Origin of the sequence: Marihabitans asiaticum (assembly GCF_007828725.1) — a bacterium.
Lineage (GTDB): Bacteria > Actinomycetota > Actinomycetes > Actinomycetales > Dermatophilaceae > Marihabitans > Marihabitans asiaticum.
This window is the reverse complement of sequence record NZ_VIUW01000005.1, coordinates 168,640-189,758: the sequence shown is the minus strand read 5'-3', so window position 1 is coordinate 189,758 and position 21,119 is coordinate 168,640. Positions and strand designations below refer to the sequence as shown.

At 72.1% G+C, this 21,119-nt stretch carries 18 protein-coding genes; 14 read left to right on the top strand and 4 right to left on the bottom strand.

Annotated features, from left to right (window positions below; translation table 11 throughout):
• Window positions 1-93 precede the first annotated feature (93 nt).
• The 5 genes from metF (at window position 94) to FB557_RS13670 (ending at window position 4,465) form a co-directional block, all read left to right on the top strand.
• Entirely contained in the window at window positions 94-1,032 is a 939-nt protein-coding gene (metF, locus tag FB557_RS13690; RefSeq protein ID WP_144858171.1) for a methylenetetrahydrofolate reductase [NAD(P)H], read from the top strand.
• 138 nt (window positions 1,033-1,170) lie between these two features.
• Complete coding sequence (locus FB557_RS13685; RefSeq protein WP_144858170.1) at window positions 1,171-1,728, top strand: SAV_6107 family HEPN domain-containing protein; 558 nt, start codon at window positions 1,171-1,173, stop codon at window positions 1,726-1,728.
• 143 nt (window positions 1,729-1,871) lie between these two features.
• Window positions 1,872-2,660, top strand: coding sequence for a methyltransferase domain-containing protein (locus tag FB557_RS13680; protein ID WP_246074845.1), 789 nt, complete (start codon window positions 1,872-1,874; stop codon window positions 2,658-2,660).
• Between the two features lie 18 nt (window positions 2,661-2,678).
• Complete coding sequence (dinB, locus tag FB557_RS13675; protein WP_144858168.1) at window positions 2,679-3,938, top strand: DNA polymerase IV; 1,260 nt, start codon at window positions 2,679-2,681, stop codon at window positions 3,936-3,938.
• A gap of 62 nt (window positions 3,939-4,000) precedes the next feature.
• Complete coding sequence (locus tag FB557_RS13670; RefSeq protein ID WP_144858167.1) at window positions 4,001-4,465, top strand: DUF3040 domain-containing protein; 465 nt, start codon at window positions 4,001-4,003, stop codon at window positions 4,463-4,465.
• 101 nt (window positions 4,466-4,566) lie between these two features.
• Here FB557_RS13670 and FB557_RS13665 read toward each other — a convergent pair whose 3' ends face one another.
• Together FB557_RS13665 and FB557_RS13660 are read right to left on the bottom strand one after the other, a co-directional pair.
• Window positions 4,567-5,121, bottom strand: a complete 555-nt coding sequence (locus tag FB557_RS13665) for a DUF456 domain-containing protein (protein ID WP_144858166.1) — start codon at window positions 5,119-5,121, stop codon at window positions 4,567-4,569.
• Between the two features lie 2 nt (window positions 5,122-5,123).
• Window positions 5,124-5,348 (bottom strand): DUF7455 domain-containing protein, encoded by a 225-nt coding sequence (locus FB557_RS13660; RefSeq protein ID WP_144858165.1) that lies wholly within the window; start codon window positions 5,346-5,348, stop codon window positions 5,124-5,126.
• 201 nt (window positions 5,349-5,549) lie between these two features.
• Here FB557_RS13660 and FB557_RS13655 point away from each other — a divergent pair, with 201 nt between their 5' ends.
• Together FB557_RS13655 and FB557_RS13650 are read left to right on the top strand one after the other, a co-directional pair.
• On the top strand, window positions 5,550-7,706 hold the full coding sequence (locus tag FB557_RS13655) for a DNA gyrase/topoisomerase IV subunit B (RefSeq protein WP_144858164.1): 2,157 nt from the start codon (window positions 5,550-5,552) through the stop codon (window positions 7,704-7,706).
• Between the two features lie 155 nt (window positions 7,707-7,861).
• Window positions 7,862-9,319 carry an APC family permease gene (locus FB557_RS13650; RefSeq protein ID WP_144858163.1) on the top strand — a complete coding sequence of 486 codons (1,458 nt, stop codon included), beginning with the start codon at window positions 7,862-7,864 and terminating at the stop codon, window positions 9,317-9,319.
• An 81-nt stretch (window positions 9,320-9,400) separates the two neighbouring features.
• On the opposite strand, the gene FB557_RS13645 is transcribed toward FB557_RS13650, so the two are convergent.
• The gene (locus FB557_RS13645; protein WP_144858162.1) at window positions 9,401-11,842 is read right to left on the bottom strand and encodes a DNA gyrase/topoisomerase IV subunit A; all 2,442 of its coding nucleotides are present in this window, start codon (window positions 11,840-11,842) and stop codon (window positions 9,401-9,403) included.
• 157 nt (window positions 11,843-11,999) lie between these two features.
• Here FB557_RS13645 and FB557_RS13640 point away from each other — a divergent pair, with 157 nt between their 5' ends.
• From FB557_RS13640 to FB557_RS13625, 4 genes are all read left to right on the top strand, one after another.
• Window positions 12,000-14,720, top strand: coding sequence for a bifunctional acetate--CoA ligase family protein/GNAT family N-acetyltransferase (locus tag FB557_RS13640; RefSeq protein WP_144858161.1), 2,721 nt, complete (start codon window positions 12,000-12,002; stop codon window positions 14,718-14,720).
• Between the two features lie 61 nt (window positions 14,721-14,781).
• Window positions 14,782-15,378 (top strand): DUF5998 family protein, encoded by a 597-nt coding sequence (locus FB557_RS13635; RefSeq protein ID WP_144858160.1) that lies wholly within the window; start codon window positions 14,782-14,784, stop codon window positions 15,376-15,378.
• 2 nt (window positions 15,379-15,380) lie between these two features.
• Complete coding sequence (locus FB557_RS13630; protein WP_144858159.1) at window positions 15,381-16,535, top strand: alkaline phosphatase family protein; 1,155 nt, start codon at window positions 15,381-15,383, stop codon at window positions 16,533-16,535.
• A 27-nt stretch (window positions 16,536-16,562) separates the two neighbouring features.
• A complete protein-coding gene (locus FB557_RS13625; protein WP_144858158.1) occupies window positions 16,563-17,270 on the top strand; it encodes a thymidine kinase in 708 nt (235 codons plus the stop codon).
• Between the two features lie 55 nt (window positions 17,271-17,325).
• On the opposite strand, the gene sepH is transcribed toward FB557_RS13625, so the two are convergent.
• Entirely contained in the window at window positions 17,326-18,576 is a 1,251-nt protein-coding gene (gene sepH, locus FB557_RS13620; RefSeq protein WP_144858157.1) for a septation protein SepH, read from the bottom strand.
• A gap of 91 nt (window positions 18,577-18,667) precedes the next feature.
• Here sepH and hemH point away from each other — a divergent pair, with 91 nt between their 5' ends.
• The 3 genes from hemH (at window position 18,668) to FB557_RS13605 (ending at window position 21,117) form a co-directional block, all read left to right on the top strand.
• Window positions 18,668-19,765 carry a ferrochelatase gene (hemH, locus tag FB557_RS13615; protein WP_144858156.1) on the top strand — a complete coding sequence of 366 codons (1,098 nt, stop codon included), beginning with the start codon at window positions 18,668-18,670 and terminating at the stop codon, window positions 19,763-19,765.
• Window positions 19,762-20,655 carry an inositol monophosphatase family protein gene (locus tag FB557_RS13610; RefSeq protein WP_246074843.1) on the top strand — a complete coding sequence of 298 codons (894 nt, stop codon included), beginning with the start codon at window positions 19,762-19,764 and terminating at the stop codon, window positions 20,653-20,655. Before hemH ends, FB557_RS13610 begins: the two co-directional genes overlap by 4 nt.
• Window positions 20,656-20,817: 162 nt before the next feature.
• The gene (locus FB557_RS13605) at window positions 20,818-21,117 is read left to right on the top strand and encodes a DUF4193 domain-containing protein (protein ID WP_144858155.1); all 300 of its coding nucleotides are present in this window, start codon (window positions 20,818-20,820) and stop codon (window positions 21,115-21,117) included.
• Window positions 21,118-21,119: the final 2 nt, after the last annotated feature.

Genomic DNA, 21,119 nt, shown 5'->3' with positions numbered 1-21,119 from the left:
ACATCTCTCCTCGCCCGCGGGCGTGCGGGCCGGTGGTCTCACAGATCGTTCCCGATCAGCCTACGGGTGGGCCGCTCGGTTATCGTCCGCGCCATGACCCAGCAGCACGGCACCCCCGAGCGCTCGGCGACGATCACCCGCCGGTTGTGGGACGCCCGCCCGGCGATCAGCTTCGAGTTCATGCCGCCACGCGATGACGTGGGCGAGGCGGTCCTCTGGGAGGCGCTCGAGGGGTTGGAGCCACTGCGCCCGGACTTCGTCTCGGTCACCTACGGGGCGGGTGGCTCGAGCCAGGACCGGACCCTGCGGATCACCCAGGAGATCAGCCGGCGGACCTCGCTGACGGCGATGGCCCACCTGACCTGCGTATCGCAGAGCGTGTCCGACCTGCGCCAGGTGCTCCAGGGGTACGCGGCCGCCGGGATCGACCACGTCCTCGCGCTTCGGGGAGATCCACCTGGTGACCCGCGGGGGGAGTGGGTCGCCCACCCCGGGGGATTGAGCCACGCCGACGAGCTGGTCCGCCTGATCGGCGAGACCGGAGGCTTCGAGGTCGGGGTGGCGGCCTTCCCCGACGTGCACCCGAGCTCGGCCTCCCTGGCGGACGACATCGACACGCTCGTGCGCAAGGCCGACGCCGGTGCCACCTTCGCGATCACCCAGATGGTCTTCGACGTGGACAGCTACCTCAGGCTGCGAGACGCGCTCGCGGCGCGACGCGACCTGCCTGTCGTGCCCGGGCTGATGCCGGTGACCAGCGTGAAGCAGGTCGACCGGATGGCCCAGCTCATGGGCACCCCGCTGCCCGAGCGGGTGCTCGAGCGGCTGCGGCCGGTCCAGAATGACCGGGCGGCGGTACGCGCCGTGGGGGTCGAGATCGCGACGGAGCTGGCCAGCCGACTGCTCGCGGAGGGCGCTCCTGGACTGCACTTCATCACGATGAACCGCTCCACCGCGACGCTCGAGGTGCACGAGAACCTGGCCGGCCAGCTGGCCGCCGCCTCCCGACCGGTGGAGGCGATCACCCGGTGACCGCTGCCGGTTGAGCGTCCGGTCCTGCCTGCCGCCGGTCAGCCGCCCACCTCGCAAAAGATCGAACGCATGTTCGAGTATGCTGCACGGACGAGGTGATGATGCGCCCCACGGGCGAGGAGAGCGAGGACGGGTGCGATGACCGAGCCGGGAGCGGCAGGTGCACGAACGGCACCAGACGAGCACGGGGCACCGGAGGGTGCGGCGCGACAGGTGCCAAGGGCGCCCGGAGCGTGCCGGATCGAGCAGACCACCCGACTCCTGTGCGTCGCGGCCGACGCGCTGACCGAGGCCCACTGGGTCCAGTCCGCCGCAGAGCGCCTGGCCGCCACACGGCTCGCCACGCTGCGGACCGCGGCGGCGGTCCTCGCTGCTCGCGGCCGCCCTGGTTCGACCGGGGCCGGTGCCCGCCCGACCGACGCGTGGCGGGTGCTCGTGACCGTCGCCCCGGAGCTGGGGGAGTGGGCCTCCTACTTCGAGCACGCCGACCGCCACCCCCCGCGCGACGTGCGGGGCGTCGACGACCTGCTCCGCGCCGGCGAGGACTTCCTCATCACCGCCGCGACGACGGTGGGACTGCCCGCGCCGAGCCTCCCGGCCCTCCTCGTGCCCGTCGAGATGTCCAGCATGCCCGTGGTCCCCGGCGAGCTCCGCGCCGACCCCGGAGAGGACGAGATCACGGGGCAGGCGTCATGATCGACATCGCCGACCGCGACCATCACTGCCGGGCGTGGCGGCCGGGACAGCCACCGAGGAGCGGTCGACCCGGTCGGCTCGCACGCCCCATTAGGCTGGATCAGCCAGCGAGGACTCCGCCTCTGCGGGCCGAAGGGAGCATCGTGAGCCAGGACCGTCCGACACCGGGCAGCGGCGCCCGACGCCGCGGCGTCGAGAGCAGCCTGCGCACCGCGGCGGTGTGGGCCGAGGTCGCCGAGCTGACCACCGAGCGTGAGCGCGAGCTCGGGCGGGCGCTGCGCGTCCTCGACCTCGGCGGCGGGACAGGCGGGCTTGCCGTCCCCCTTGCCGAGGGTGGCCACACCGTCACCGTCGTCGACCCCAGCCCCGACGCGCTGGCCTCGCTGCGGCGCCGCGCGGAGGAGTCCAGCGCGGCCGGTCGGATCAGCGCGGTGCAGGGTGACGCCGACACCCTCTCCGACCTTCTTGCCCCGGGCAGCGTCGACCTCGTCTGCTGCCATGGCACCCTCGAGGTGGTCGACGACCCCGACGAGACCCTGCGGCGGATCGCCGACGTGCTCGCTCCCGGCGGGTACCTCAGCCTGGTCGCCGCGCAGCGCCTGGCCGCCGTGCTCGGCCGGGCCCTCGCCGGGCGCTTCGACCAGGCCCGGGCCGCCCTGGCCACGCCCGAGGGGCGCTGGGGCGAGAGCGACCCGATGCCGCGGCGCTTCGACCAGGACGACATCGAGGCCCGGCTCGACCGCGCCGGCTTCACCGTGGCCGGCCTGCACGGGGTCCGCATCTTCAGCGACCTCGTGCCCGGGGCGCTGCTCGACTCCGACGCCGACCGCTCCGACCTGCTCGCCCTGGAGCAGGCCGCGGTGTCCGACGACGGCGGCTCCGTGCTCTCCCGTCTCGGGACCCAGCTGCATGCCCTCGCCCGCAAGGACTGACCTCCCCGAGCCCGTGCGGTGAGCCGTCGCCAGTTCCAGGTCCCGCGCCGCATCGGCGACGGCTCGCCCGACGACACCGGCTGCACCGTCCTGCACGTCGACATGGATGCCTTCTACGCGTCCGCGTCGCTGCGCACCCGTCCCGAGCTGGTCGGTACCCCGGTGATCATCGGCGGCGGAGGTCGCAGCGTCGTCCTCTCGGCCACCTACGAGGCCCGCGCCTTCGGCGTGACCTCCGCGATGCCGATGACGCGGGCCCGCCGCCTGTGCCCCCAGGCGACGGTGATCCCGCCGGATCACGCGCTCTACGCCGAGATCTCCCGCGCGGTGATGCGCGTCTTCGAGGGCGTCACCCCCCTCGTCGAGCCGCTCAGCCTCGACGAGGCCTTCCTCGATGTCGGGGGTGCAGTCCGGCTGATGGGCTCTCCTGCGGTCATCGCCCAGATGATCCGCGACCAGGTGGTTCGCGAGCAGGGGATCACCTGCTCGGTCGGGGTGTCGAGCACGAAGTTCGTCGCCAAGATCGCCTCCGGCCTGGCCAAGCCGGACGGGATGCTCGTCGTCCCCGCCGACGAGGTCGTCGCCTTCGTCCAGCAGCTGCCCGTCGCCGCGCTGTGGGGGGTCGGTGAGAAGACCGAGGAGGCGCTGGCCCGGCTCGGCCTGCGCACCGTCGCCGACATCGCCCGGACTCCGCGTGCCACCCTGACCCAGTCTCTCGGCGTGGCGACCGGCACCCACCTGCACGATCTCGCGTGGGGGCGGGACCCACGAGGCGTGGACCCGGTGCGCCGGGAGAAGAGCGTCGGTCACGAACGGACCTTTGGCGCGGACGTCGGCGACCCGGTGGTCATCCGTCAGGTCCTGCTCGACCTCTCGGAGAAGGTCGGGGCGCGTCTGCGTGCGCAGCGGCTGGTTGGGCGGACGGTGAGCATCAAGGTGCGCTTCGCCGACTTCTCCACCGTGACGCGCTCCCGGTCGCTGCGCGACGCGACCGATGTCAGCCGCGACATCTACGCCGCCGCGCGTGAGCTCTACGAGGCGCTCGGGATGCAGCGCGCCCGGATCCGTCTCGTCGGCGTACGGGTAGAGGGTCTGACGGGGTCGGACTCGACACCGGTCCAGGTGACCCTCGACGAGCCCGAGCACGGCTGGCGTGATGCCGACCGGGCGGTCGACCGGGCGGCGTCGCGGTTCGGCGCCGGCAGCGTGCGACCGGCCAGCTTGCTGACGAAGGGGGGAGGTCGGGCTACCGAAGAGGACCGGGGCGACCTAGACTGAGGACCGCCCGAGGAGAGCGATGGCCCCCGGGTACCGGATGAGCAGGTGTGAGGGAGGTCGACGTGGCCCTGTCGGAGCGCGAGCAGCAGATGCTCGATCAGATGGAGCAGGCGCTCTACGCCGAGGACCCGCGGTTCGCCTCGAGCATGAAGGGTGACGGCCCTACCCCTGAGCAGCGCAGGCGCAGGGTGCTCGGCCTGGTCGGCGTCCTTGCCGGGGTTGGGCTGGTCTTCCTCGGCGTCATCACGACGATGTGGGTCGGGGTCGCCGGGTTCGCGGTCATCGTCGCCTCGATCGCGTACATGGTCGCCTCCGGCTCGGACGAGGACCAGGCCACGCTCGGGGTCGTGGGCGATGACGGGTCGATCACCTCGATCACCACGGCCCGGCCGCCCCGACGGCGCCGACGGGCCAAGGGCGGGGCGAGCGCGGTGCCGTCGCGGGGCGCGAAGCGGCCCCAGCGCAGCGGCACCTTCATGCAGCGGCTCGAGCAGCGGTGGGACGAGCGCCGCGAGCGCGGCTACTGACGACGACCTGATCGGCTGGTCCTCGAGCGGGTACTGACCCTCACCCGACTCGGGTCACACCTCATCGGTAGGCCCCTCACCGCGCACCCCGCAGCGACTCCTCAGAGCGAGTGCGAGGCGACCCCCAGAGCCCAGACCACCGCGATGCTCAGCGCGGTGGCGAGCTCCACTCCGATGCTGCGGATGACCCCCTTCACCGCGGAGCGTGTCGCCGCCGCTGCGCGCCGGGGGTCTCGGTAGCGGAACCGCTCGAGGAGGTAGATCCCGAGGACGAAGAACAGCGGAGCGCCGACGACCGGGACGACGAAGAAGCCGACGACGGCAGCGACCAGGCCGACCGCGATCGTGGCTCGCCCCACCCCTTCGGCCTTCATCCGGCGCCCCGGGATGGCGTACTGCAGCACCACCCCGACGAGGAAGACGGCCGCCGCGACCGCGAAGGTGACCCAGGCCCGCGTCCCACCGACCTCGAGGGCCCAGACGAGGACCGCGCCGAGGCAGATGATCAGGCCCGGAAGAACCGGGACGACGATGCCGAGCAGCCCGACGACGAAGACGAGCAGCAGTGGCCAGATCGCCACCGGGGTCGGGTCAGGGGTCGCGGTAGGGACCGACCCGGCGACCCAGAGCAGGCCGTGGGCCGCGGCGCCGGGCATGGTCAGCTCTCGTCGAGCGCCTCGTCGGCGGCCTTGTCCTCGTGGAGGCGGTCGCTCTGGTCGTCGATCTCGGCCTGGTCGCGCAGCTTCGGCAGGTGCTCACGGCCGTGGTGGGCGCAGAAGAGGAGCTCGCCGCCGGCGTGCAGTCGGGCGCGGACGTAGGCCTGGGCACCGCAGCGGTCGCAGCGGTCGGCCGCGGTCAGTGGGGACACCAGGGTTGCGTTCACTTGATCTCTCTTTCGTGCTCACGTCGTGCGAACCCGTCTCGGGTCCGGACAGGTCAACAGTGAAGCACGCCGGATCCTTCCCGTGCGTCAGGAGCCCACTGCTCGGGCCCGGGCGTGGCGCGCCTGCCGGGGTTGTCGGTGGGTGCGTTCTACCCTGCGGGCAGACCGTAGCCCCCACCCCGCGAGGACGAGAGCGCCACCGTGCCAGCCGCAGCGAAGACCGCCGCCAAGAAGGCGACGAGCAAGACCGCCCAGGACTACACCGCCCACCACCTGCAGGTGCTCGAGGGGCTCGAGGCGGTCCGCAAGCGTCCGGGCATGTACATCGGCACGACCGACAGCCGCGGGCTGATGCACTGCCTGTGGGAGATCATCGACAACGCCGTGGACGAGGCCCTCGGCGGGCACGGCGACCGGATCGAGGTGATCCTGCACCGAGATGGCTCGGTGGAGGTGCGCGACCAGGCGCGCGGGATCCCGGTCGACATCGAGCCGCGCACCGGCCTGACCGGTGTCGAGGTCGTCTTCACCAAGCTGCACGCGGGGGGCAAGTTCGGGGGCGGGTCGTACACGGCCTCCGGCGGTCTGCACGGGGTTGGTGCCTCGGTGGTCAATGCCCTGTCCTCGCGGCTGGACGTCGAGGTCGACCGGGCCGGCAAGACCTATGCGATGTCGTTCCGAAGGGGGGAGCCCGGCGTCTTCAGCGACGTCGCCGGGTCGGCAGGTGAGAAGGACCCCGACCACGAGTTCACCGCCTACGAGAAGGGCTCCGAGCTGGCCGTCGTCGGCAAGGCCCGGCGCGGGGCGACCGGCACCCGGATCCGCTACTGGGCAGACCCGCACATCTTCCCGACCGAGTCCGGCTTCGACTACGACGCCCTCGTCGCCCGGGCGCGACAGACCTCCTTCCTCGTCCCCGGCCTGACCTTGGTGATCCGCGACGAGCGGCGCGTGCCGGGCACACCGGGCGCCGACGGACCGGTCGAGGAGGTCTTCTCGCACGACGGCGGGATCACCGAGTTCGTCGAGTTCCTCGCCCCCGACCCGTCGGTGACCGACGTCTGGCGGCTCCAGGGCAGCGGCACCTTCACCGAGACCGTCCCCGTCCTCGACGCGTCCGGACACATGACGCCCACCGAGGTCGAGCGCGAGTGCGGGGTCGACATCGCGCTGCGCTGGGGCACCGGGTACGACACGACGGTCCGGTCCTTCGTCAACATCATCAGCACGCCGAAGGGCGGGACCCACCTCGCCGGCTTCGAGGCCTCCCTGCTCAAGGTCTTCCGCAAGCAGCTCGAGGCCAACGCCCGCAAGCTCAAGGTCGGCAGCGACAAGGTCGACAAGGACGACGTCCTCGCCGGGCTCACCGCCGTCGTCACCGTGCGCCTGGCCGAGCCGCAGTTCGAGGGGCAGACCAAGGAGGTCCTCGGCACCGTAGCGGTCCGCTCGATCGTGAGCAGGGTCGTCGAGCGGGAGCTCACCGAGCGGATCAGCAGCCCTCGGCGGGGGGAGAAGCAGCAGGCCACGGCACTGCTGGAGAAGGTCGTCGCCGAAATGAAGTCGCGGATCAGCGCGCGCCTGCACAAGGAGACCCAGCGCCGCAAGAACGCGCTGGAGAGCTCCTCGTTGCCGCCCAAGCTGCGCGACTGCCGCAGCAACGGCACCGAGGGCACCGAGCTCTTCATCGTCGAGGGAGACTCGGCGATGGGGACCGCCAAGGAGGCGCGCAACAGCGAGTTTCAGGCGTTGCTCCCGATCCGGGGGAAGATCCTCAACGTGCAGAAGGCCGCGGTCGGCGACATGCTCAAGAACGCCGAGTGCGCCTCGATCATCCAGGTGATCGGTGCCGGGTCCGGACGCGGCTTCGACCTCGACTCCGCCCGCTACGGCAAGGTCATCATCATGACCGACGCCGACGTCGACGGCGCACACATCCGCACCCTGCTGCTCACCCTGTTCTTCACCCACATGCGGCCGCTCGTCGAGGCGGGCCGGGTGTACGCGGCCGTCCCGCCGCTGCACCGGATCGAGGTCGTGGGTGCCGGCTCGAAGAAGAACGAGCTGATCTACACCTACTCCGAGGCCGAGCTGCGCAAGACCCTCGCGAGCCTGGAGAAGCGCGGCAAGACGGTGAAGTCACCCATCCAGCGGTACAAGGGCCTCGGCGAGATGGATGCCGACCAGCTCGCCGAGACGACCATGGACCCCGCTCAGCGCACCCTTCGCCGGGTCACCCTCGACGACGTCGCTGCCGTCGCCGAGGTCTTCGAGCTGCTCATGGGCAAGGACGTCGAACCCCGCCGCGAGTTCATCGTCGCCTCGGCCGACGCGCTCGACCGGGAGCGGATCGACGCCTGATCCGGCCACACCCCCTTCGCCCCGACCCGCGTGCAGTTCTCGAGGCGGCGGATCACAGATGCGCGACACCTGCGGCGGTGCTCTGGACAGCGGCTGTGATCTGCGCCACCGTAAGTCTCTGCGCGTGAGCGCAGAACGCCACCAGGGAGGGCCACATGTCCGAGAGCGCGACGACGCAGCGAGTCGACGGGGAGGACGCCACCGATCTCAAGAGGGTGATGGGGCCCAAGCTCCTGCTGCTCTTCATCGTCGGAGATATCCTCGGAACCGGTGTCTACGCCCTGACCGGCAAGGTCGCAGCCGAGGTCGGAGGCGCCGCCTGGGCGCCCTTCCTCGCCGCCTTCGCGGTCGCGACGGTCACCGCCTTCAGCTACCTCGAGCTCGTGACGAAGTACCCGCAGGCCGGTGGCGCCGCGACCTTCATCCACAAGGCCTTCGGCATCCACTTCCTCACCTTCATCGTCGCCTTCGCGGTGATGTGCTCGGGCATCACCTCGGCATCGACCGCGGCCAATGCCTTCGCCGGCTTCCTCAGCGACGGCTTCGGGCTCGGGTGGGAGGCCGGGGCGGCCCCGATCCTGCTCGCGGCGCTGGGTTTCATGACGCTCGTCGCGCTGATCAACCTGCGCGGTGTCGGCGAGTCGGTCAAGGCCAACGTCGTGCTGACCCTCATCGAGCTCTCCGGCCTGCTGCTCATCATCTTCATCGGCCTCTACGCCGTGACCCAGGGCAAGGCGGACTTCTCCCAGGTCACCGTCTTCGACAGCGGTGAGGACAAGGGCGTCTTCTTCTCGATCACCATGGCAACCTCGCTCGCCTTCTTCGCGATGGTCGGCTTCGAGGACTCGGTCAACATGGCCGAGGAGACCAAGGACCCGGTGGGGACCTTCCCGAAGGTGATGCTCACCGGGCTGGGGATCACCGGCCTGATCTACGTCCTCGTCTCCATCACGGCCGTCGCGCTGGTGCCGGTGGGCAAGCTCGCCGACCCGGATGAGGCGTCCGCGCTGACCCAGGTCGTCGCCGCCGGGGCGCCGAACCTGCCCTTCGACAAGATCTTCCCCTTCATCGCCATGTTCGCCGTCGCCAACTCGGCGCTGATCAACATGCTCATGGCGAGCCGGCTGCTCTACGGGATGGCCCGCCAGGACGTCCTCCCGCGACCGCTGGGGCACGTCGCCCCGAAGCGGCGCACCCCGTGGGTCTCGATTCTCTTCACCACGGCGATCGCCTTCGCGCTCATCACCTACGTCACCCTGGACAGCGACAGCGACATCGTCGCGCTCCTCGGTGGCACGACGTCGCTGCTGCTGCTGTGCGTCTTCACCATCGTCAACATCGCGGTCCTCGTCCTGCGCCGCGACGACGTCGGACGCCGCCACTTCCACGCCCCGACCGCGCTGCCGGTGATCGGTGCGCTGCTGTGCGCCTTCCTCGCCGGCCCGTGGGCGCGCAGCGAGGAGCAGCAGGGTCAGTACCCGATCGCCGGTGGCCTGCTCCTGCTCGGCGTCGTGCTGTGGGCCCTGACCTGGGTGGTCAACCGCGCGGTCTTCGGCAAGAAGACCTTCATGCGCGACCCGGAGCACCTGGAGCGCGACGGCGCCAACAACTGACGCCAAACTCCTCCCCCCTTCGCCGGGTAGAGGTAGACGCGCCCGGCTGGACGCGCCAGACCTACCTCGACCGGCGCGGCGTCACCAGCCGCCGATGCCGCCGATCGGGCGCTGGGCCGGGGTGCCGGAGCCGTCGCGCCGCCCGTCGGCGGCGGGCAGCTCGACCGCGACGCCGTTGGCGGCGCTGGCGCGGGCGTCGCCCCGGCCGGCCCAGGCCAGCAGCAGAGCGTCCTCGCCCTTGAGGAAGCGGTGCGCGCGGACCCCCGAGGTGCCGCGGCCCTTGCCGGGGTACTCGGCGAAGGGGGTGACCTTGATCGCTCCCGGATCGGTGCCGGGCAGGCTGTCGGCGCTGCCGCTGACCGTCACGACGATGCCGTCGGCGCCTGGGTCGACCGCGCCGAAGTGGACGACCGGGGCATCGGCGGTGGTCTTGATCCCCGCCACACCGGCGGCGGCGCGCCCCTGCGGGCGGACCGCCGACGCCGCGAAGTGGAGCAGGCGCGCGTCGGCGGTGATGAAGACCAGCTCTTCCTCGCCGGTGCGCAGCTCGACCGCGCCGACCACCTCGTCGCCGTCCTTGAGCGCGATGACCTCGAAGAGCGACCCCTTCGGCTGCTCGGTCGTGACCCGCTTGACCACGCCGTGCGCGGTGCCCAGGGCGAGCCCGGGGGAGTCCTCGGCGAGCGAGGACAGGGTGAGGACACGCTCGTCCGGCGCGAGGTCGAGGTAGGCGCCCACCGGAGCGCCGCCGGAGAGGGAGGGGGCGTCGTTGGTGTCGGGCAGCGTGGGCAGCTCGAGCGCGCTGACCCGGGCCACCCGCCCGCGGCTGGTCACCACGCCGACCTCGCCGCGGGCCGTCGTGCGCACGGCGGCGACGACGGCGTCGTGCTTGGACCGCGGACCGCTGCGGGACGGCTCGTGCTCGGTGGTCGTCCGGGCCAGCAGCCCGGTCGTGGAGAGCAGCACCCAGCACGGGTCGTCAGCGACCTCCATCGGCGTGGCGGAGGCCGCGGGGGAGCCGGCGGACTCCAGCAGGACCGTGCGCCGCGGCGTGCCGTGGGCCTTGCCCACCTCGGCGAGCTCGCCGGAGACGAGCTTGGTGAGGACCAACTCATCGCTCAGGATCTCCTCGAGCTCGGCGATCGCCCGGCGCAGCTCGCCCTGCTCCTGCTCCAGCTCGATCCTGGAGAACTTGGTCAGCCGGCGCAGCTGGAGCTCGAGGATGTAGCTCGCCTGGGCCTCGGAGAGGTCGAAGACGTCGATGAGGCGCTGGCGGGCCGTGGCCGCGTCGTCGCTGCTGCGGATCAGCTGGATGACCTCGTCGATGTCGAGGATCGCGACGAGCAGGCCGTCGACGAGGTGGAGCCGCTCCCGACGCTTGGCCAGCCGGTGCTCGGTCCGACGCCGGACGACGTCGACGCGGAAGTCGACGTAGACGGTGAGCAGCTCCTTCAGGCCCATCGTCCGCGGGGTGCCGTCGACGAGGGCGACGTTGTTGATCCCGAAGGACTCCTCCATCGGCGTGAGGCGGTAGAGCTTCTCCAGGACCGCCTCGGGGTTGAAGCCGTTCTTGATCTCGATGACCAGCTCCAACCCCTTCGTCCGGTCGGAGAGGTCCTTGACGTCGGCGATGCCCTCGAGCTTCTTGCCCTGGACCGCGTCCTTGATCTTCTCGATCACCTTCTCCGGGCCGACGAGGTAGGGCAGCTCGGTGACGATGACTCCCTGGCGTCGGGGGGAGACCTTCTCGATCCGGGTCGTCGCCCGGGTGCGAAAGCTGCCGCGCCCGGTGAGGTAGGCGTCGCGGATGCCGTCGAGCCCGACGATGCGCCCGCCGCCGGGCAGGTCCGGACCCGGGACGAATCGCATGAGGTCGTCCAGCGAGCACTGCGGGTGGGTGAGCAGATGCCGGGCCGCGCCGATGACCTCGCCGAGGTTGTGCGGCGGCATCTGGGTGGCCATGCCGACCGCGATCCCCGTCGTTCCGTTGACGAGGAGGTTGGGATAGGCGGCCGGCAGCACCTCGGGCTGGAGCAGCTGGTCGTCGTAGTTGGGGACGAAGGGGACGGTGTCCTCCTCGAGCCCGCCGACCATGAGCAGGGCCGCGGAGGTCATCCGCGCCTCGGTGTACCGCGAGGCGGCCGGACCGTCGTCGAGAGACCCGAAGTTGCCGTGGCCGTCGACGAGGGGCAGGCGCATGGCGAAGGGCTGGGCCATGCGCACGAGGGCGTCGTAGATCGCGGAGTCGCCGTGCGGGTGGTACTTGCCCATGACCTCGCCGACGACGCGGCTGGACTTCACGTGGCCGCGGTCGGGGCGCAGGCCCATGCCGTGCATCGCGTAGAGGATCCGTCGGTGCACCGGCTTGAGGCCATCGCGGGCGTCGGGCAGGGCGCGCGCGTGGATGACCGAGACCGCGTACTCGAGGAAGGCCCCGCGCATCTCGTCGGCGACGTCGATGTCGACGATCCGCTCCGGCACGTCGGCTGCGGGCGTGGTGGTGGTGCTCCGGCGGCGGGCCATGCGGGTGGATCTCCTGCTCGGTCGGTGGACACGGTCGGCCCGGCCATCTTCGCCGATGAGACCGCCCGCCCAGGGCTGACACCCCGACGGCGCGCGGATCTCGCCGCCCCGGCATCGTCCGCCGAGGCGACCGGCGCGACGTGGCAGGATCGCTCCCATGAGCGAGGATCTGCCCGCCGGATACCCGCACCTGGCCGAGGCCGACGTCGTGCTGCGCGACGGCAGCGTGGCTCGCCTGCGCCCGATCCTCCCCTCCGACGCCGAGGGCATCCACCGCTTCCACTCGGGGCAGTCCGAGGAGTCCATCTACCTGCGCTTCTTCGCCCCGATTCGCCGGTTGAGCGACAAGGACGTCGCCCGCTTCACCCAGGTCGACTACGTCGACCGGATGGCCCTGGTGGCCCTCGTCCGGGACGACATCATCGGTATCGGCCGGTACGACCGGGTCGACGAGAGCAGCGCCGAGGTCGCCTTCAACATCAGCGACAGCTACCAGGGCAAGGGCATCGGCTCGGTGCTCCTGGAGCACCTCGCGGCGCTGGCGCAGGAGCGCGGCATCACCCGCTTCGAGGCCGAGGTGCTGCCGCAGAACCGCAAGATGCTCGGCGTCTTCTCCGAGGCCGGGTACGAGGTCAGCCGGCGCTACGAGGACGGCGTGGTCATGCTCCACTTCGACATTGCGCCGACGGCCCAGTCGCTCTCCGTGCGCTTCGCCCGGGAGCATCGCGCGGAGGCCGCGAGCGTGCGCGCGCTGCTGCACCCGCGCAGCGTCGCGGTGATCGGGGCCAGCCGTCGCGAGCGGGCGATCGGGCACCAGGTGCTCGCTCACGTCCTCGACACCGGGTTCACCGGCGCCGTCTACCCGGTCAACCCCGAGGCCGACGAGGTGCTCGGCCTCCCCGCGGTGGCCACCGTCTCGGACCTGCCCGGCGAGGTCGACCTCGCGGTGGTGGCGGTGCCCGCCGAGTCGGTTCCGGCGGTGGTTCGGGAGTGCGCGGCGAAGGGGGTGCACGGCGCGCTGGTCATCTCCTCGGGCTTCGCGGAGGTCGACGAGCGAGGTGCCGCGCTGCAGGATTCGGTGCTCCGGGTCGCCCGGGACAACGGCATGCGCCTCATCGGCCCGAACTCCTTCGGCGTGCTCAACCTCGACCCGGCGCTGCGTCTCAACGCGACCCTGAGCCCCCAGGTCCCCCCGGCGGGCTTCCTCGGGCTCTACTCCCAGAGCGGCGCGCTGGCCGTGGCCAACCTCTACTCTGCCGCCCGCCGCAACCTCGGAGTCTCCGTCTTCGCCTCGGCGGGCAACCGTGCCGACGTCTCGGGCAACGACGTCATGCAGTACTGGATCGACGACGACCGCACCCACGCCGTGGGTCTCTACCTCGAGTCGATGGGCAACCCGCGCAAGTTCTCCCGGATCGCGCGGGCCTTGGCGGCCAACAAGCCGGTCATCGTCGTGAAGTCGGTGATCAGCTCGGGCGCGCCCGTTCCAGGGCACCGGGTCCGCTCGGCCCGGGTGCAGCCGCACGCCTTCACCTCGATGCTCAAGCAGGCCGGCGTCATCCACGTCGAGAACGTCCACCAGATGTTCGACGCGGCGCAGCTGCTGCTCCACCAGCCGCTACCGGCCGGACGCCGCGTCGCGGTCGTCACCAACTCTCACCAGCTCGGCTCGATCATCACCGCCAACGCGCTCGCGTGGGACCTCGACGTCGTGCACGGCCCGGTCGCCGTCGGGACCGAGGCCTCCGTCGCGGACTTCACGACGGCACTGCAGGCGGCCTTCGACGCCGAGGACGTCGACAGCGTCGTCGTCGCCTTCATCCCACCCGTCGGAGCGCTCGACCAGGACGTCGTCGAGGCGGTCAGGGAGTCCGCGCGGCGCTCCGAGAAGCCGTGCGTCGCGACCCTGCTCGGTCTGCGCGGCGTCGACACGGGCAGCCTGGTCCACGAGGACGGTCCGGCGAGCGACGGCGCGGCGGAGGGGACGCAGGACGACGTAGCGCAGCAGGCGCCCGAGCGACCGGGACAGGCCGTCCCTCTCTACGGCATGCCGGAGGAAGCGGTCCGCGCGCTCGCGCTGGCGACGCGCTACGGGATGTGGCGGGCCAAGGACAAGGGCGACCCGCTCGTGCGGGAGGGGACCCGAATCGCCGACGCCCGCGAGGTCATCGACGCCGTGCTCGCCGACGACCCCGACGGCCGGGCACTCACCGACGACGAGGCGCACCGCCTGCTCACGGCCTACGGCATCGACCTGTGGCAGCGGGTCGAGGTCGAGACCGCCGACGAGGCCGTGCACGCCGCGGAAGAGCTGGGCTACCCCGTCGTGGTCAAGTCACTCTCCCCCCTGGTCCGTGGGCAGTCGCTGCTCGACGGCATCAGGGTCGACCTGCGCGATGCGGACGCGGTGCGCGCCGCCTTCACCGCGATGGACCAGCACCTGGCGCCGCTGGACGCCAACTACTTCGTCCTGCAGAAGATGGCTCGCTCGGGCATCGCCTGCGTGCTCGGCACCGTGGAGGACCCCCTCTTCGGCCCGGTCGTCTCGGTCGGTCTGGCCGGCGCGCCGACGGACCTGCTCGACGACATCGCCTACCGGATCCCCCCGATGACCGACGTCGACTGCCGCGAGATCCTCGACGACCTCAAGCTCGCCCCCCTGCTCGACGGCTACCGCGGTGCTCCGCCGACCGACCGGCGCGCCCTCGAGGACATCATCGGCCGGCTCTCGCTCATGTGCGACGACCTCCTCGAGCTCTCCTCGCTCGAGCTGAACCCGGTGATGGCCCACCAGGACGGCGCCACCGTCCTCGGTGCCGAGATCCTCATCCGACCCGCGCAGCGGCGCTCCGACCCCGGCCGCCGTGCCCTGGGCTGAGACCTCCCGTGCGCCAAGCGCTCGACGAGGCGGGCGGCCGAGGCTGAGGCACAATGGCGGAATGCCGAAGGTCCCCGCCGACATCACCGAGGTGACGCTGCCCCAGCCGCTGCTCGACGCGATCGAACGGGCCGGGTACTACCCCGAGCTCGTCGCCGACGTCGTGCGGGCCGCGGTGGGGGACGAAGGGGTGCTGACGCACCTGGTGCACCAGGAGACGACCTTCGACCAGGAGGCGATCCGTCGCCACCTCACCGTCCTCGTCACCACCGGGACCCGACTCGTCATCGCGCACGCCGACGACTTCCCGCACGACCCAGCGCACCGCACGGACGTCGCCACCGCGACGACCGAGTGCATCCCCCTTCGCACCGTCCGTGGCGTCATGCTCACCCACGTCGTCCCCTCGCCGAGCGAGTACCAGCCGGGGACCCTGGGCCGGGAGCTCACCCTGACCGTCGGGTGGGGAACGGTGAGCCGGATCGACCTCGTCCCTGCCGCGTGCTCGGACTCGACCTGCGAGGCCGACCACGGGTACGAAGGAACCGTCGCCGCTGACGACATCTCGCTGCGGATCAGCGCAGAGGCCGAGGGATCGGCGGCCCTGTCCGAGGCGATCAGCTTCGCCCGGGACCTCTCGGCCCGCGTCGGCGGCTGAGCGTGCGCTCGCCGGTCCCCGGCCTCCCGGAGCAGCTCGACGGCGGCCTCGACCGGCTGCTGCCCGCGGTGGCGAGCAGCCTGGGCGTCACTGGGCTGTGCGCCGCGGGGGACCGGACGCTGGCCCATGCCGACCGGGCGGTGGTCGTCCTCGTCGACGGGTTGGGTGCCGAGCTGCTCGCCCGCCGGGGTGGGCATGCCCCCTTCTTGCGACGCCTGGCCGGCCAGCCCAGCCGGGCGGTGACGATCGGCAGCGGCTTCCCGTCGACCACGGCCACCTCCATGGCCACCTTCGGCAGCGGCCTGCGGGCCGGACGCCACGGGCTCGTGGGTTACGAGGCGTTCGATCCTGCGACGGGGCGGGTCTTCAACGAGCTGTCCTGGGAGGATGGCCCGGACCCTCGCACTTGGCAGCCGCACCGGACGGTCTTCGAGGCCGCCGCTGCGGAGGGGGTCGACGTGGTCCGGGTCGGACCGGCCTTCTTCGACGGGTCCGGGCTGACCCGAGCGGCGCTGCGCGGGGGGCGTTTCGTCGCCGCAGACTCCCTGGCGGCCCGCGTGGACGCCGCGCTGACCGCCCTTCGCTCCTCGCCGCGGGCGCTGGTCTATCTCTACTGGGGGGACCTGGACAAGGTGGGCCACGTGCACGGCTGCTCGTCGTGGCAGTGGGGGGACGAGCTGGAGTCCATCGACGCTGAGCTGGCCCGCCTCGCCTCAGGCCGCCCGCCGGGGACCGCGGTGCACATCACCGCCGATCACGGCATGGTCGACGTGCCCCTGCACCGGCGCCTGGACCTCGCCCACGAGCCCGACCTCGACGCAGGGGTGGAGCACCTCGCCGGTGAGCCGCGGTCGCTCCAGCTGCACTGCGCGCCGGGGGCGGCAGCCGAGGTGCTCGCTGCCTGGCAGGAGCGCCTGGGCGCCGACGCGGTCGTGGTCACCAGGGACGAGGCGATCACCGCCGGCTGGTTCGGGCCGGTCGAGGACCGGGTCCGGCCTCGGGTCGGGGAGGTCATCGCCACGATGACGGGCGAGGTCGCGGTGGTCGACTCCCGGCACCACCGCCCGGAGCTGCTGGCGCTTATCGGCCTGCACGGGTCGCTGACCCGCGAGGAGGTCGCCGTCCCGTGGCTCACGGTGGAGGCCGAGGGTGCGTGAGGCGCGCGATGCATAGGGTGGCTGGCTGTGGCTGAGCTCGTCTTCTTCTCCGGCACGATGGACTGCGGCAAGTCCACCCTGGCCTTGCAGATGGATCACAACCACCGCGCACGCGGTCGCCGCGGGCTGATCTTCACCCGGATGGACCGGGCCGGGGCGTCGGTCCTCTCCTCCCGGCTCGGCCTGTCCACCGGCGCCGTCGAGGTCCAGGAGGATCTCGACCTCTGGGGGGTGGTCGTCGCCCAGCTCACCGGCGGCGGCGCGGTCGACTACGTCATCTGCGACGAGGCGCAGTTCTACACCCCGGCCCAGGTCGAGCAGCTCGCTCGCCTGGTCGACGAGCTCGACATCGAGGTCTTCGCCTTCGGGATCATGGCCGACTTCCGCACCCGGCTCTTCCCTGGCTCGCAGCGCCTCGTGGAGCTGGCCGACCGGACCCAGGTGCTGCAGGTGGCCGCCCTGTGCTGGTGCGGGGCGCGGGCCACGCACAACGCCCGGGTCGTCGGCGGAGTCATGGTCGTCGAGGGCGAGCAGGTCGTCGTCGGGGACACTTTGACCAGCGCCGACCACGACGAGGACGAGGTGGAGTACGAGGTGCTCTGTCGGCGTCACCACATGCGCCGGATGAGCTCGCGGGCTGCGCAGGCGGCCGCGCTGTCGGCCGACGTGCTGCCCTTCGATCTGGATGCCTGTCCGGTGCCACCCCCGGCCGTGGGCTTGCCCGCCGCCCCGTAGCCAGCCGGCGGACGCGCCGGGGGTGGTCCTGCCGAGCAAGCACGCGCTGCCGGAGCTAGGCCTTGCCCCGGCGGCCGCCGAACATCACGTCGTCCCAGCTGGGCACGCTGGCGCGGCCCTTGCGTCGCTTCGAGGTGTCCTTTTCCGGCTTCGCGTCGTCGTCAGCGGTGTCCATTTCTGCGGTGTCGTTATCCGCCGCGCCCTCGAGCGCGCCGTCCTCGCTCGCCTCGTCCGGGTCCGTCGCGGGCTGGTCCGATCCGTCGCCCGGCGTCCCGTCCGCGTTGGTGGGCTCCTCCGGAGCCGGCTCGTCGCGGGTGTCCGCCTGGTCGCCTGCGGTCCGCTCCTCGTCGTCGGAGGGGGCGGTGGCCGGACCGGCCTCAGGCCCGCTCGCGGCGGACTCCTGCTCAGGGGCAGCGGCCGCGACCGCGTCGTCGCTCGAGAGCTGCGGCAGGTCGGCGGGATGGGTGCCCCGGGCAGCCGGCGGCACGGACTGCGCGCTGCGTCCATCGGCCTCGGCGCCGCCAGGCTCGCCGGCGGCGTCAGATCCCGACTCGTCCTCGCCGATCGGCAGGACCGGCTCGGAGTGGGACTTGCGGCGTCCACGCCGACGCCCCCGGGCGGACTCTCGCATCGTCGCGGTCAGCTCGTCCGAGCCACGCTGGGCGGCCTTGGCGTCGTCGGCCTCGACGTCGAAGACGGCCGTCGGGCGATGAGCCGTGGGCACCGCACCCTGAGGCGTGTCCGCCTCCGAGAGCCATCGGGCCTCGTCGTTCTTGGCCACCACCGACATGCCGGCCACGTCGAACCACCACGACGCGGCGCGCTCCTTGCCACCGGCGGTGAAGCGCGCGGTCACGGTCCACTGCCCATCCGCGTCGCGCGCCGCGTCCCAGTCCACGGAGTCCTGGTCCACTCCGCGCTGGGCCAGCCGGCCCGAGGCGCGGCCACCGAGGGTCTCGTTCGCCCCCGCGCTCTGCCCACGCATCCGCACCCGCCGGGCCGCGCTCGCGATGTGCTCCCGCTCGGCGAGCACCGGCCCCTCGAACCGGGCGATCTTGTCCAGGTCCCACCCGGTGCGCGCCGCGACCTCCTCGGCGCTCGCGCCGGCGCGGATCATCGCCTGGACGTCGCGGGGCCGGACGTTGCCGTCGATCTCGATCTGCAGCTGGCCCAGCCGCGGACGGTCCCGGCGAGCGGCGGCGCGCAGCTGGTCGTCGATGCGGATCCGGTACTCCTGCCCGTCGTCGTCCGTCGCGACGAGGTGCTCGCCGTCGTCGTGCACGCCGACCAGTCGAAGATCTCGCATGACCGTCCTCTCGGGGTAGTAGCTCGATGACCAACCCTGCCACCAGCAGGCTGCGTGGTGCGGTCACCACGCCGCGCGTAGCGTGGCGACCATGGCCGACCACCCGCTCGCTCCCTTCGACGCCGTGCTCCTCCACTCCTTCGGCGGGCCCGAGGGGCCGGAGGAGGTGCTGCCCTTCCTCCGCCGCGTGACCGGCGGCAAGGGCATCCCCGACGAGAGGCTGCGAGAGGTCGGGCAGCACTACGACCTCTTCGGTGGTCGCTCGCCGATCAACGAGCTCGGCCGAGAGCTCGCCCGCCACCTGCGAGCCGAGCTCGCCGACCGGGGTGCCGAGGTGCCCGTGACGCTGGGCAACCGTCACTCGCCGCCGTTCACCACCGACGCCCTGGCCGAGCTCGTCGCGGGCGGAGCCGACCACGTCGTCGCGCTCCGGACCAGCGCCTGGCGCTCGTACTCCGGCTGCCGCTCCTACCGGGAGAACCTCGCCGACGCCCTCGAGGACCCCCGCCTCGACGGTCTCGCGGTCGATCAGGTCAGCCCCTACTACGCGAGCCCGGGCTTCGCCGCGACCAACGCCGAGCTGGTCATCGACGCCCTGGCCGAGGCGCTCGAGCGAGACCCTGACGCGCGGCTGCTCTTCGTCACCCACTCCATCCCGGACGCGATGGACCTCACCTCCGGCCCCGGGGAGGACGAGGAGCGGGACTACTCCCGGGCGCACGCGGCGCTGGGCGCCGCGATCTGCGATGAGGCGAGTCGCCGTCTCGGGCGCGAGATCACCGGCGAGCTGACCTTCTGCTCCCGCTCGGGGCCGCCGACCATGGCCTGGCTGGAGCCGGACGTGGGCGACCGGATCGAGGAGCTCGCGGCGGAGGGCGCGACGAGCGTCGTCGTCGCACCCATCGGCTTCGTCTCGGACCACATGGAGGTCATCTACGACCTCGACACCGAGGCGGCCGCCACCGCTGAGCGCGTCGGTGTCCGCCTCGTGCGGGTGCCGACAGTCGGGACCGACCCGCGCTTCGTCTCCGGGCTCGCCGACCTGCTCATGGACCGGGCGGCGATGGCCCGCGGGGAGTCCCCGCCCCCGCGATCGTGGGCCGGCCTCACGGTCCCGCCCACGCCCTGCGCACCCGGGTGCTGCCCCAACCTGCGTGAGGCCCGCCCGGCGCTCGGTGACCTCAGGTGAGCGCCGAGCTCACCGCCTTCGCCATCCCCGAGGACGTCGACGTCCTCGACCTCGCCCGGACGGCCCGCGAGGTCGCCGTCGCCGCCGGAGAGCTGATCATCCGTGAGCGCCCGGAGGAGATCGTCGTCACCGAGACGAAGTCCTCCCGCACCGATGTCGTGACCGCGATGGATCAGGCGAGCCAGGACCTGCTGCGCTCGGAGCTGCTGCGGCGGCGTCCAGGCGACGGTTTCGCCGGTGAGGAGCGCGGGGGAGCGGAGGGGACCACCGGGATCACCTGGGTGGTCGACCCGATCGACGGGACGGTCAACTACCTCTATGGACTGGCCGCGTACGCAGTGTCGGTCGCGGCGGTCGTCGGTGACGTCGACGCGCCGGGCGGGTGGCGGCCGGTCGCCGCCGCGGTGGTCAACCCGGTGTCGGGTGAGGAGTTCGGCGCCGCGCTGGGACGGGGCGCGTGGGGGCATACCCGCGGAGGCGAAGGGGGGAGTGCCCCGCGGCCGCTGCGGGTCGCCGAGCCGGAGTCGTTGGCGATGGCGCTCTGCGCCACCGGCTTCGGGTACGCGGCACAGCGCAGGCGCTGGCAGGGGCGGGTGATCGCCGAGCTGCTGCCTCAGGTGCGCGACATCAGGCGTCTCGGCAGCGCCGCGCTGGACCTGTGCCGGGTCGCCGACGGGACGGTCGACGTCTACTTCGAGCGGGGACTAAACCCGTGGGACAAGGCCGCCGGGTGGCTCGTCGCGACCGAGGCAGGAGCACTGGTGAGCGACCTCGACGGAGGCCCGCCGAGCGACGAGATGACCGTCGCGGGAGCTCCGGCGGTGCAGGGCGAGCTGCGGGCCGCGCTGCAGCGCGCCATCGCCCAGGTCGGGGTCGAGCAGCCCTCCTGACCGGTCGCTCACCGACCGAGCCTGGACCCGGGTGGCGCCAGGGAGGCGATGTGGGGCAGAATCCGCGCGCCGGGTGATCTACGCGGGCACAAATCAGGGCTGCGGAGCGTTGACGAGCAGACCAGGGCACGACGCTTCGAGAAGGGGAAAGACGAAGGACTCATGGCGACTGACTACGACGCCCCACGCAAGAACGACGACGACATCAACGAGGACTCCATCGAGGAGCTGAAGTCCCGTCGGGCCGACAAGCAGTCAAGCAACGTCGACGTCGACGAGACCGAGGCCGCCGAGGGCTTCGAGCTGCCCGGTGCGGACCTCTCCGGCGAGGAGATGTCGGTGCGGGTGCTGCCCCGGCAGGCCGACGAGTTCACCTGCACGCAGTGCTTCCTCGTCCACCACCGCAGCCAGCTGGCCGGCGAGGGCTCCTCTGGGCCGGTGTGCCGGGAGTGCGCCGCCTGAGC